The organism is Moorena sp. SIO3H5, from assembly GCF_010692395.1.
GTDB lineage: Bacteria > Cyanobacteriota > Cyanobacteriia > Cyanobacteriales > Coleofasciculaceae > Moorena.
Genome location: NZ_JAAHHS010000039.1, coordinates 24,058 through 35,599 on the forward strand (window position 1 = coordinate 24,058; position 11,542 = coordinate 35,599).

The 11,542-nt window shown below is 41.7% G+C and carries 12 protein-coding genes; 7 read left to right on the forward strand and 5 right to left on the reverse strand.

Annotation, left to right across the window (positions count from 1 at the left end; genetic code table 11):
• Positions 1–66 precede the first annotated feature (66 nt).
• Complete coding sequence (locus tag F6K52_RS06985) at positions 67–954, forward strand: hypothetical protein (RefSeq protein ID WP_293075730.1); 888 nt, start codon at positions 67–69, stop codon at positions 952–954.
• Here the strand turns inward: F6K52_RS06985 and F6K52_RS06990 are convergent.
• Positions 948–1,172, reverse strand: a complete 225-nt coding sequence (locus F6K52_RS06990) for a hypothetical protein (protein WP_293075732.1) — start codon at positions 1,170–1,172, stop codon at positions 948–950. The genes F6K52_RS06985 and F6K52_RS06990 overlap by 7 nt on opposite strands.
• Before the next feature lie 67 nt (positions 1,173–1,239).
• On the opposite strand from F6K52_RS06990, the gene F6K52_RS06995 reads away from it, so the two are divergent.
• Together F6K52_RS06995 and F6K52_RS07000 are read left to right on the forward strand one after the other, a co-directional pair.
• Positions 1,240–1,371 carry a hypothetical protein gene (locus F6K52_RS06995; RefSeq protein WP_293075734.1) on the forward strand — a complete coding sequence of 44 codons (132 nt, stop codon included), beginning with the start codon at positions 1,240–1,242 and terminating at the stop codon, positions 1,369–1,371.
• A gap of 53 nt (positions 1,372–1,424) precedes the next feature.
• On the forward strand, positions 1,425–2,897 hold the full coding sequence (locus F6K52_RS07000) for an aldehyde dehydrogenase family protein (RefSeq protein ID WP_293075736.1): 1,473 nt from the start codon (positions 1,425–1,427) through the stop codon (positions 2,895–2,897).
• Positions 2,898–3,157: 260 nt separating this feature from the next.
• Here F6K52_RS07000 and F6K52_RS07005 read toward each other — a convergent pair whose 3' ends face one another.
• The 3 genes from F6K52_RS07005 to F6K52_RS07015 all read right to left on the reverse strand — a co-directional run bounded on the left by F6K52_RS07005 (position 3,158) and on the right by F6K52_RS07015 (position 4,939).
• Positions 3,158–3,472 carry a type II toxin-antitoxin system RelE/ParE family toxin gene (locus F6K52_RS07005; RefSeq protein WP_364416424.1) on the reverse strand — a complete coding sequence of 105 codons (315 nt, stop codon included), beginning with the start codon at positions 3,470–3,472 and terminating at the stop codon, positions 3,158–3,160.
• Positions 3,473–3,475: 3 nt separating this feature from the next.
• Positions 3,476–4,048 carry a hypothetical protein gene (locus tag F6K52_RS07010; RefSeq protein ID WP_293075738.1) on the reverse strand — a complete coding sequence of 191 codons (573 nt, stop codon included), beginning with the start codon at positions 4,046–4,048 and terminating at the stop codon, positions 3,476–3,478.
• A gap of 267 nt (positions 4,049–4,315) precedes the next feature.
• Positions 4,316–4,939 carry a DUF938 domain-containing protein gene (locus tag F6K52_RS07015; RefSeq protein ID WP_293075753.1) on the reverse strand — a complete coding sequence of 208 codons (624 nt, stop codon included), beginning with the start codon at positions 4,937–4,939 and terminating at the stop codon, positions 4,316–4,318.
• 503 nt (positions 4,940–5,442) lie between these two features.
• Between F6K52_RS07015 and F6K52_RS07020 the strand changes: the two genes are divergently transcribed.
• From F6K52_RS07020 to F6K52_RS07035, 4 genes are all read left to right on the forward strand, one after another.
• Entirely contained in the window at positions 5,443–5,676 is a 234-nt protein-coding gene (locus tag F6K52_RS07020; RefSeq protein WP_293075741.1) for a hypothetical protein, read from the forward strand.
• 566 nt (positions 5,677–6,242) lie between these two features.
• Positions 6,243–7,427: a hypothetical protein gene (locus F6K52_RS07025; RefSeq protein WP_293075743.1), complete on the forward strand. Its 1,185-nt coding sequence runs from the start codon at positions 6,243–6,245 to the stop codon at positions 7,425–7,427.
• Positions 7,424–8,851: a caspase family protein gene (locus F6K52_RS07030; RefSeq protein WP_293075746.1), complete on the forward strand. Its 1,428-nt coding sequence runs from the start codon at positions 7,424–7,426 to the stop codon at positions 8,849–8,851. The genes F6K52_RS07025 and F6K52_RS07030 overlap by 4 nt, the downstream gene beginning before the upstream one ends.
• Positions 8,848–11,013, forward strand: coding sequence for a tetratricopeptide repeat protein (locus tag F6K52_RS07035; RefSeq protein WP_293075747.1), 2,166 nt, complete (start codon positions 8,848–8,850; stop codon positions 11,011–11,013). The genes F6K52_RS07030 and F6K52_RS07035 overlap by 4 nt, the downstream gene beginning before the upstream one ends.
• Positions 11,014–11,187: 174 nt before the next feature.
• Here the strand turns inward: F6K52_RS07035 and F6K52_RS07040 are convergent.
• Positions 11,188–11,542, reverse strand: a 355-nt coding sequence (locus F6K52_RS07040; protein ID WP_293075749.1) for an N-acetyltransferase, incomplete at its 5' end; no start/stop codon positions are given.

The following is an 11,542-nucleotide window of genomic DNA, read 5'->3' on the forward strand; positions in this document are numbered from 1 at the left end:
GAGGAAACCTGCTCAGGTCGGCGCTGCATCGCTGAGTTATAGAGTTACAACGTTGAGATGCACCCTTTGATCACTAAACTGTTTATTAAAAACCAGAAGCACTTTAACTATCCCTACCGCAAACGCAACGGTTACGAAACAATTAGTAAATTTTTCAACTTTCCTACTTATAGTATTCGCAAAGATTTAGGAATTAGCGTTATTAATTGTCAAGGTAAATTACCTAGTATCTCTAAAAAAGATGGATTTTTAGTGTGGTTTCCCAAAAAGTTTGATCCAGTTAGCCAAGTGATTGGAGCATGTCGGGACTATATCGCTACTGTTGATCAATCTATTTTTACCAAAAAAGGTGACGGAAAAGAAGAATACCTGAGAGGGCTCCATCCAGATAAGTCTAAACTTACGGAGTCTTTAGTAAAACTAGCTTGTGATCGAACCTTAGTAAGTATCGTAACAAAATACCTTGGGATTTTACCAATTATCAATGGTGTGAAGTTACTCTACTCGCCAAATAAAAAACTCTATGAAGGAGGAGCTCAATTTTTTCATTTAGACCCGGAAGGCGTTAGGCAAATCAAGCTATATATTTATGTAGAGGATGTGACAGAAGAGTCTGGCCCTCTGACCCTAATCCCAGCACAAGAATCCGAAAAAATCTACCGATCCTATCAAGGGGGAAGACTAACGGATGAGTGGGTCAGTCGCTTCATTGATCCGCAACATTTCTATTCCATAACTGGTGCGTCCGGGACAATGATATTTGCCGATACATCCAGATGTTTCCATTTCGGTAGCCGACCAGGAAAAAACCCCAGGTTTGTGATTATACTACAATATATATCGCCCTTTGCCATCAATTTTCCCTGGTTCGGGTGGGTTAGAAAACCACTCCATGCTCACTTGGTTAACGATAATACTTTAATGATAGACCAATATCTTTTGGGAGCTCAATAGATGGAATAGGGAATAGGGAGTAGGGAGTAGGGAGTAGGGAGTAGGGAACAGGGAACAGGGAACAGGGAACAGGGAACAGGGAACAGGGAATTTTTTTTGTGTATATCAGTAGTTGCTAGTGGTGCTTCAGGGACGGGTGAGCCCTTATTTTCTCGGTAGTCAGTGTTAGGACAGTCCGTCCCGTAACGCACCACCCAAACGGCAAAAATGAGATGCACCCTCTAACCAGTATTGTTAACCTATAAATTAGGATTGCTGAGAACTTGTACCATTAAAAAAAACTTAATGTCGGAAGTGATAACAATCAATTTCAGTACTGAAAAAAACAAATATTATTACTTTTCTCTACTCCCTGTTCCCTGTTCCCTGTTCCCTGTTCCCTATTCCCTGTTCCCTATCTTGATTGCTATAGTTTGAACTTCTCTTGGTATGATTACTGACCATGAGATACTTCCAAGGGGGTAAAAATAATGGCACAAGACTATTTACCGAGCCAAGTCTTGAACTGGATTGATGGTCAACAAGTAACAGCAGTGGCAGGAGAATGGTTTGATAATCTAGACCCCACCAATGGTCAAGTGCTATGTCAGGTGGCTCGCTCAAGAGCAGCAGATATTGAACAAGCGGTAAGGTCAGCTAAACAGGCTCAACCGGCTTGGGCTGATACTCCTCCGGTACAACGGGGAAATATATTACACGAGATTGTCCTGGGTATGAAAGCCCGTCAGGAAGAGATTGCCAGGATTGTAGCAGCAGAAACGGGTAAGTCCTATGGTTCAGCTTATGGAGAAACTGGCGGTGCGATCGCATTAGGATTATTCTACGCCAGTGAAGGACAACGGTTGTATGGTCGCACCACTACCAGCGGTGTGGTTAATAAATATGCCATGACTGTGCGTCAACCTCTGGGAGTCGCTGGATTAATTATTGCGGCCAATACTCCCATTGCTAATGTAGCCTGGAAAGTCTTTCCAGCCCTGGTTTGTGGCAATAGCGCGGTATTAAAAGTAGCAGAAGACACTCCCGCCACGGCTTGGATAGTTGGACAAATTGCTCAAGAGGCTGGGTTACCCCCTGGTGTGCTCAATATTATTCAGGGATATGGTGAAGAAGCTGGAGCTCCCTTGGTTGCTCATAATGATGTGGCTGTGGTTAGCTTTACCGGCTCCACAGAAGTAGGACGAATTGTGCAACGGGTAGCTGGGGAGCGCTTTGGCAGGGTATCCCTGGAGTTGGGGGGTAAGAATCCCTTGGTCGTGTGTGATGATGCGGATTTGAACAATGCCATCAAGTGGACCTTACTCTCAGTGTTCAGTAATGCTGGTCAACGTTGTGCTTCTGCTAGTCGAATCATTGTCTTTGACAGCATCTATGATCAATTCCGTGACCAATTAGTGGAGAAAACTAAGGAATTAAAATTAGGTTCTACTGACCAGGATGACCTCGGTCCAGTGATTAATGAGCAACAGTTGACCAACATGATTGCAGCGGTGAAACAGGCACAAGAAGCAGGAGCAACGGTGCTGGTGGGAGGCGATCGCTTAAGGGACCCTGACCATGCTACTGGTTTCTATATGGCTCCGACCCTGCTAGAGAATGTAGACCCCCACGCGGAAATTTCTCAATGTGAATTATTTGGTCCGATTGCTAGTCTCTATCGGGTCAAAGACTTTAAGGAAGCTCTTGCTCTTGCCAACGATTCCCCCTATGGCTTAACTGCTTCGATTCACACTCGCAACATCCACCGTGCAGTACGGTTTTGTGAGAAAGTCCAAACTGGGGTAGCTGTAGTGAATGCCGGTACCTATGGCAGTGAACCCCATATGCCCTTTGGTGGACTCAAGCAATCTGGTAATGGTACCCGTGAACCAGGCACAGAAGCGTTGGATGTCTATTCTGAGTTGAAGGATATCTATATTAATATCGATCCTGAGCAATTTTGATCATTAGGGAGTAGGGAGTAGGGAGTAGGGAGTAGGGAGTAGTTGATGTAGGGTGGGCAGTAAGTATCATACCGATGGTAAGCTTTGAAATTGGTTTTATGCACTGCCCACCATAGGATTAATTTTATTTACCTGTTGGTGGGCAGTGCTTATCATAGCGACTACAAGCTTTGAAATTTATATTAGGCACTGCCCACCCTACGATTCTGCCCACTCACCCTAAATTTTAGCGATCGCTTGATATATAATTTTTTATTGCTTTAAGGAAAATAACGATAAAATTCTCGTCTATGGAGAACACGGGAGAATATGATAGTATCGCCTTTGAGGAAAAAACCAATTCTATAATCCCCTAAACGAATTCGATAGGCATTATCTTCTCCTTTTAATTTTTTGATGTTTTTGATATCCCTAAGATTTTGATAGGATAGAATATCCTGAAAGGTAAACTTTTTAATCGTCCTATAAACGGGGGTGCTTTTCAGAGATTTAAGATCTTTAATAAGCGATGCAGCGCGGTCTTGGGGGTTTCCCCCATGAGCGACTGCATCAAGACAAGGTTGGAAGATATTCAGTTTTCATTCTTTGTCGAGTTCTGCTAATGCTTCTTCCAAACTTAAGGGGGTTTCATCTTTAACTTCCATCATAGCACGATATAGTCCTTCATCTTCAAAGCTTTCAATTAAACGTTTATAGTCCTGAAAATCAATTAATACTTTCTCGATATTACCTTTATTATCTGGGATTAATTCTTGTACGAATGGATAATCTTTAGGGTTTATTGTTTCCTCTTCATTGCAGAAACTTTTGACTCCAATCTTAACTATATAAATAGCTACTGGAGTCGCCAATGCCAGGGGCAAATTACCAGATGCAGCTAGAGATGCAACCAACGCAGTAGTTACTCCAGCGAGTCGATCGTCTCTAAATTCATCTTGACAAATTATATGGCGACACCGCCTAGCTAAATTTTGCAACCAACTCTCTTGTATATCTATTCTCTCTATTCCGGCTTCCGAAGCTATAATTTCAGTCGCATACTCCAAATCTCCTTCCTCTTCTTCTATCTCATTCAGGGCAGCCAAAGCCTCTGGATAATTTGCCAATTGATCCCGAAATTGCTTAATTTCTTCTCGTGTAACTGTAATCATATAATTATTCGGTTTAAATGCTTAATTTTATTATAGTCATTTTCAATTATTTCAGTTTATGTAGGGTGGGCAGTAAGTATCATACCGATGGTAACCTTGGAAATTGGTTTTATGCACTGCCCACCCTACGATGATTTTTATTCTCTTTTGCCTTTTGCCTTTTGCCTTTTGCCTTTTGCCTTTTGCCCTTGCGCGTAGCACTATCTCCAAGGGTAATGTTTATAGGAGCAAATAATTGCTGACCGCTGACCGCTGACCACTGACTACTTACATATGTTTAAAAACTACCGAAAGATTATTAGCTGGCATTTGATAAGTTTTTTTAAGGATGAGATTATGAGTATTAGCAACCTCTACAACATCTTCTAAATTACGTACTCCCCATTCTGGGTTTTGTTCTCGTAAATAGGAGTCAAAATCAGCATTAGAAAGTGCAGTATGTTTATTACCTTGTTTGTAGGGACCGTATAAATATAGAATATCTCCTGATGAAAGGATACGACCAGCACCTGCCATTAATCCTAAACAAGTAGACCAGGGTGAAATGTGAATCATATTAATGTTCACCATCGCTACAATATCTGGTATTTCTGATAATACTTCCGTTTCTACTTTCCAAACTGGCTGACTGACATCAATATCAAGGGGTTGATGGAGGTTGTCGCTAGGAGAATCTTTAGCCCAGGCGATGATACTTTCACGGAGGGAAGCATCAATATCCGAAGGAATCCATTTTCGAGGGTTTAACTGTTGTGCAAAATAGATAGCGTGTTCTCCGGTACCGCTAGCAATTTCTAAAATTGTGCCAGTCGCTGGTAGTATCTCTAAAAGTACGTTTAAAATTGGTTCCCGGTTGCGCTGGGTTGCTGGGGCGTATTTTTTGCTATCCATTAATTCTTCTCCCCGATAATGATAAGAGTTGTAACGGGCAAGATGCCCATTCCACAAAGCTATTAATATCATCCCATACAGCGGAGTAGGCAATAGGCAATAGGCAATAGGCAATAGGCAATAGGCAATAGGCAATAGGCAATAGGGAAACAATCCTCTTTACCTGATTAGACTAAAAGCCGCTATAAACATCAGTTTACAAGCTTTAAAAAAATATAGTAAGTGGTGCGTTACGGGACGGAATGTCCAACACTGACTATGGATAACATCAGGGCAAATCCGTCCTTAACGCACCCTACATAACTGATCATAACAGAATTTATATTATCAAAAAATTCAACAAAATACAAATAGTTGACATCTGATAATTTCCACATTTATTACACTCCCCACCCTTTCCACAATCTCCATATTTCGTAACAAAAAAAATTCCTAAACCCCTTGACATTTGATTAATTTATTTATATATTAATAATGTAAATCATTTACACTAATAACTGGTAATGAATCAAAACATTAACCCCAACTCCGATGACAATCAAAACCCTGACAATCAAGGTCGCAAAGGTAAAAAAGTCAAGCACATCTTGATTGGTTCTCCTAAACAAGTTCGGCATACTATTTATGCCATTTATGCCCTTAAATACGCCTATCCCGAGGAGTGGAGCACTCCCGAGCCTACGGAAAATCCTGGTGAAGTTATGAGCACCTTGATTCGGTATTTATACCTAGACTAGGATAGGGTTTTGCCAGGGTTTGCCGCCCTGGCGGTCAGGAATTGCAGAGGTTATTTTGTGGAGGGGTATGACCTAAACTGAGTTGGGATGTTCTTGCTTTCGAGGAGTTGCGGACTAACTCGATAATAATGTATTCGTTGATTAGTAGTGATTTACATTTGAGTGCAGCTAAGCTGTACTTATGATGGTTTACAACATAGAGTTCGGTCAAGAATTGCAGTTAACTACAATTCTTGACCTATTTTTTTTATTGGTATGTAGAAGGTTTATATTTGAGTTGTAAACAAAATTGTTAAATAAAAAGTCTAAAAGCAAAATACAAAAGTCAATATAGCCAATATATTCGGGGTTTTATTGGACAATAATAAAAGACCTACTACGTTTACATTTCATTTATAAAAGCTAGATCAGCTGAAGCCTAACTAGCTGTTGGAACCATGGGGTAATTATTGAGGCTCCTAAAACAAGATTTGGTTAACAGAAGTAAAGTTACTGAACTAGATATCTAGTTTTATGGGTAAAATAGATAAAACCTATTGATCAACTATCTTCCATACTTCTAAACTATGACAACTATCGTATTTGTCCATGGCACAGGGGTTAGGCAACCTGCCTATGAGCAAACCTTTAAGATAGTTGAGGGTTGTGTCACTGAACAACGTCCAGACATTACCGTTATTCCTTGCTTTTGGGGTGAGCAATTTGGGAGTAAGCTCAATGCTGAAGGGGCATCGATACCGTTGTATGATGCTACTTTAGCTCTGGATCAGGGAGAGGAAGAAGAGTCAAATATTATTCTCTGGCAGCAGTTATATCGCAATCCCCTTTATGAATTAGGATTGTTGTCTTTACAACCTAGCGCTAATGCTGATAGTAATCCCTTTGGAGAACAACCTGGTGATCAATTACATGACCGGTTACTGGCTTTGACTCCTAGTGGAGAATTGCAAGAAAAATTACAAGCAGCTGGCATAGCAGAGGGGTTTGATCAGGCACGACGCCATGTTACCAGTAGTGCTGTTTATCAAGAAGTATTAAACCAAGTCTCTGATTCAGATAGTGACTTTTATGATACTATCGCAAGAGCAATTATTGCTCAGGCAATTTTTGACTGTCAGCAGAACGGTCAGAATCCTATAATACTTCCTAATCCGGAATTGCGTGATCAACTCGTGAAATCACTCAGTAATGCTTTGGGTAAGGAGGAAGACTTGGGATTGGGTGACTGGCTCCAGAAACCACTTTCCTTATTGGCAAGTCCAGCTACAGCTTTGGTGAGGAATAAAAGGGGTGCAATTACTGAAGCAAATACTCCTACACCTGGTGACATTATACTTTATCAAAGTCGGGGTCAGCAAATACGTGATTTTATCCAGAAAACCATAGAAGACGCTGAACCACCAGTTGTTATATTAGCTCATAGTCTAGGAGGGATTGCTTGTGTTGATTTACTGGTGACTCAACCAATGGCACAGGTGACAGTATTAATTACAGTGGGTTCTCAAGCCCCGTTTTTATACGAAATTAATGCCTTATATAGCCTAGAATTTGGTCAGCCTCTGCCAGACTTTTTTCCGGAGTGGTTGAATATTTATGATTTACGCGATTTCCTTAGTTACATTGGCGCTACTCTATTCCCTAATAAAGTCCAGGATGTTTTGGTGGACAGTAAACAACCCTTTCCCCAAGCTCATAGTGCTTATTGGACAAACCCTGCTACCTGGAAAGCAATTATCCCGAGGTTACCATGACTATTACTGCTAAGCCAGAAAAAACCTATGGGTTAATTGTCGGTATCGAGAACTATCAAGCAACAAACTGGAATGTTAATGGTCCCGTTCATGATGCCATCAAGTTTGCTGATTGGTTGTTATCACAAGGCGTGCCCACAGATAATATCAGGCTCTGTTTGTCTCCGTTATCTGAAAATAGTGAACTGGTTAATAACTTTGAGATAACGTCAAAGCCAGCAACGGAGCATAATCTAGTTGATATCATTACCAATGACCTGTCCCAAAAAATAGGAGATTTACTGTTTATGTTTTGGGCAGGCCATGGTTTGATTACTCGAGAGCGTAATCGGAGGCTAATTTGTGCTGATGCTAGTAAAAATAATTGGCAGAATCTAGATTTACATTCCCTGTTACTGCTTTTGGGGTCAGATTCCTTTAGGATTCCCCATCATATTTGTATAGTCGATGCTTGTGCTAATTATCTTTTAGAGTCAAAAGGGCGACCAACTAATTTGGGAGGGAAACAGTTTCCTAGTGGTCAACCCAGGAAAGACAGTCAACAGTTTGTCTTACTGGCTACGAGAGAAGGGGAGACAGCCAAAGTTAACTCCTCAGAAAAAACGGGATACTTTTCCCAAGCGGTAATAAAAGCCTTGAAGCAGCAGGAATGGCTACCAGATATGGAAGTAGTTGCTGAACAGGTTAAGCAACAATTTGCTAGTTTAAATAAACAACAACTACCCACCTATTTTTATCGTCGCAGTTGGGATGGTGATCGGGAGGATTATCATCCTAATCCCTTTGATATCGCCCACAATATACCCATAATTCAACGCAATTTTGTAGATAGATACGAGCCACTGGAAGAGTTAGATCAGCTATTGCAGGAAAATGATATTGTCGCAATTACTGATCGCACCGGTCAGGGGGGAGTAGGCAAGACAGAACTAGCAATTCAATACTCTTGGTACAAATTAGAAGATTATCCCGGTGGCTGTTGTTGCTTGTATTTCAATGGATTGGATATTGTAAGCCAGCTTTCAGGATTTGCAATGGTGAAAAAATTTCCTGCTTTTAAGATTCCTGAAAACTTACCCCTTGATTACCAACTTCTTTATTGTTGGGAAAACTGGCAACCAGGTAAAGTTTTATTGGTTTTCGATAATGTCACTGATATCGAGCAAATCAAAGACTACTTACCGCCCATGGGTTCTCGATTCAGGGTATTAATCACCACTCGTAGTTCACAGTTACCCTATGCGTCAATTCCTTTGGGAGAATTACCAGAAACTGAGGCTCTAGAGTTATTAGCAAAATTAGTAGGGAAAGACTATGTTGAAAAAAAGTTAGAGGTTGCCAAAGAAATATGTCAATTCGTTGGCTGTATACCTTTAAAATTATACCATGTGGCAGGGCTATACTCAGAGCCAGGTAATACATGATGCTAGAAGAAATTTTATTGCTCCTAGAGCAGAAGCAATCTCAAGAAGGTGACTCTGGTAAAGATGTTCTGCTGGAACTCAATTGGGATGCGTTAGAGTCTTCAGCTCAAACCATGGCTGCTCTGCTGAGTTTGTTTGCCTTGGCTCCTATTCCCTGGTTATTAGTATCCCAGGTTGCTGCAACTGCTAGCTTGGAATTTGATTTAGTCGTTAATCGGGATATCTTAGTTCAAAAGTATTTCCTCCAGAAGTTAGATGATAACACTTACCAACTTCACGAACGGATTAGAGAATTTTTGAGTATCAAGGGGGAACAGTTAGCTGATATTGAAACCCTAAAACAGGGCTTTTGTTCAGCTATCGTAGCAATAGCAAAGGATATTCCTGAGACCCCAACTCAGTCCGAAATTATAGAAATTACTCCTGCTATCCCTCACCTGGTGGAAGTTGCCACTAACCAAAACGATTACTTAAATGACGAAGATTTAATCTGGCCTTTTGTGGGCTTAGGCCGCTTTTACTATGGTCAAGGGGCTTACGAACAAGCTTTGCCTTGGTATGAGGAATGCTTATCAACGGTTAGAGAGCGCTTGGGTGAAAACCACCCAGCTGTGGCCACCAGCCTCAACAACTTGGCAGCACTGTATGACAGTCAGGGGCGATACGAAAAAGCGGAACCCCTGTACCGGCAAGCCTTAGACCTGAAGCAACGCCTCTTGGGTGAACAATACCGAGATGTGGCCACCAGCCTCAACAACCTAGCAGAACTGTACTATAGCCAGGGGCGCTACCAAGAAGCGGAACCCCTGTACCGGCAAGCCTTAGAGCTGAGCCAACGCCTGCTGGGTGAAGAACATCCAGATGTGGCACAAAGCTTCAACAACCTGGCTTTACTGTACTGGAGTCAGGGGCGATACGAAAAAGCGGAACCCCTGTACCAGCAAGCTTTAGACCTGAGGAAACAGCTACTGGGTGAAGAACACCCAGATGTGGCCACCAGCCTCAACAACCTGGCTTTACTGTACTATAGCCAGGGGCGCTACCAAGAAGCGGAACCCCTGTTCCAGCAAGCCTTAGAGATGAGGAAACGCCTCCTGGGTATTGAACACCCAGATGTAGCCACCAGCTTCAACAACCTGAACCTGGTAAGACTGTACTATAGCCAGGGGCGGTACAAAAAAGCGAAACCCCTTTTCCAGCAAGCCTTAGAGCTATGGAAACGCCTACAACAGCAAGCTTTAGACAAGTTAACTGCTAGGAAAAAATTAATTCTTACGATAATTAAATGCGGCGTTTCCATAGCGCTATTGTCTTGGGCATTGCGCAAGACAAATCTGCCCGACATTTTCCTAGCTGTGAGTTCTGCTAACATTCATCTGTTAATAGCAGCGTTTGTGGTCTACTTAGCCAGTTACGACATTAGAGCTCATCGGTGGCGGATACTACTTTTAGCTCAGAATGTTAAAGCTAGCATCCCTTATTTGTATAAGTCCTATATGGTCAGCATTTTCGTCAGTAATTTTTTGCCCTCCACCATTAGTGGGGATGCTGTTAGGGTTTATGATGCCTGGCGGTTGGGAACTCGCAAGTCAGTCGCACTAGCCACTGTATTTTTGGATCGTTTTCTCGGTTTACTAGGTTTGATGCTGTTAGGCCTCGGGGCGCTGTTTTTTTCTCAGACATTGATCGCCCAGTTACCATTACTTAACCTGTGGGTTATGCTACGTAGCGCTCTAATTATGGTTGTAATCTCGATGATTTTCATAGTAACATTTTTGCAGCCCATAAAAAATAAGCTAATTAATGTTAATAAAGCTTTCCTAGCCTTTGGCAACCGCAAATATGCCTTGGCTATATCTATGGGGTGGTCGCTGATGGTGCAAATCAGTGTCATCGCTCATTATTACCTAATTGCCAAGGCATTGGATTTACCGGTTACCCTTCTTAGTTTCTTTATAATTATTCCCCTAGTCTCCTTGATCATAATGTTGCCTGTATCAATCAACGGCATTGGTATCCGTGAGAATGCATTTGTCTTCTTTTTTACAGCTTACGGCTACAATTTTGCTATATCGAAAGTCATTGCCTTTGCTTGGCTGGCTTACGGAATCGTGATAATTCAGGGGCTGCTGGGGGGAATTGTGTATGCTTTGCGCAAGTAAAAGTGATTAAGTCAGATCAGGTGATCGGTTGTTCGGGTAAGGTCGTAATCAGGTAATCGGGCGATCAGGAATCTATTGGGAAAATCCTAATTTAGCAAATCTATGGCTCAAACTAACGATAATACTAGGATTTTAAAGCATAAATAAAAGTGTTATAGCAATCCTAGCAACCTATCACCATAGTTTAGGATTGTTTAAAGACTTTACGCATTTGATATTAACAGCAGCACCTGGCACCTCTATCTCCTCAAGTAAGAGCGCCTGCCAACCAAAAGGCCACTCCAATGGATATGGGGTAATGAAATGTGTTGCCAACTCTGCCTTAAAGCCAAATCGTTCATAATACCTAGGATCACCATACACGAAGAGAATAGTCACATTCATACTACGCAATCGCTTAATCCCAGCATCAACTAGTTGACTCCCGATACCATTACCTTGGCATTCTGGCTTAACAGCAAGTGGTGCCAGAATATAGCCATGGAAATCTGGTTTTTCGGCAATAAATACAGGACTATATGCAATGTTT

Excerpts from the sequence above, each read along its gene's own strand:
- F6K52_RS07000 (WP_293075736.1), top strand. The coding sequence starts at position 1,425 with ATGGCACAAGACTATTTACCGAGCCAAGTCTTGAACTGGATTGATGGT.
- F6K52_RS07030 (WP_293075746.1), top strand. The coding sequence starts at position 7,424 with ATGACTATTACTGCTAAGCCAGAAAAAACCTATGGGTTAATTGTCGGT.
- F6K52_RS06995 (WP_293075734.1), top strand. The coding sequence starts at position 1,240 with ATGTCGGAAGTGATAACAATCAATTTCAGTACTGAAAAAAACAAATAT.
- F6K52_RS07020 (WP_293075741.1), top strand. The coding sequence starts at position 5,443 with ATGAATCAAAACATTAACCCCAACTCCGATGACAATCAAAACCCTGAC.
- F6K52_RS07035 (WP_293075747.1), top strand. The coding sequence starts at position 8,848 with ATGATGCTAGAAGAAATTTTATTGCTCCTAGAGCAGAAGCAATCTCAA.
- F6K52_RS07025 (WP_293075743.1), top strand. The coding sequence starts at position 6,243 with ATGACAACTATCGTATTTGTCCATGGCACAGGGGTTAGGCAACCTGCC.
- F6K52_RS07010 (WP_293075738.1), bottom strand. The coding sequence starts at position 4,048 with ATGATTACAGTTACACGAGAAGAAATTAAGCAATTTCGGGATCAATTG.
- F6K52_RS07015 (WP_293075753.1), bottom strand. The coding sequence starts at position 4,939 with ATGGATAGCAAAAAATACGCCCCAGCAACCCAGCGCAACCGGGAACCA.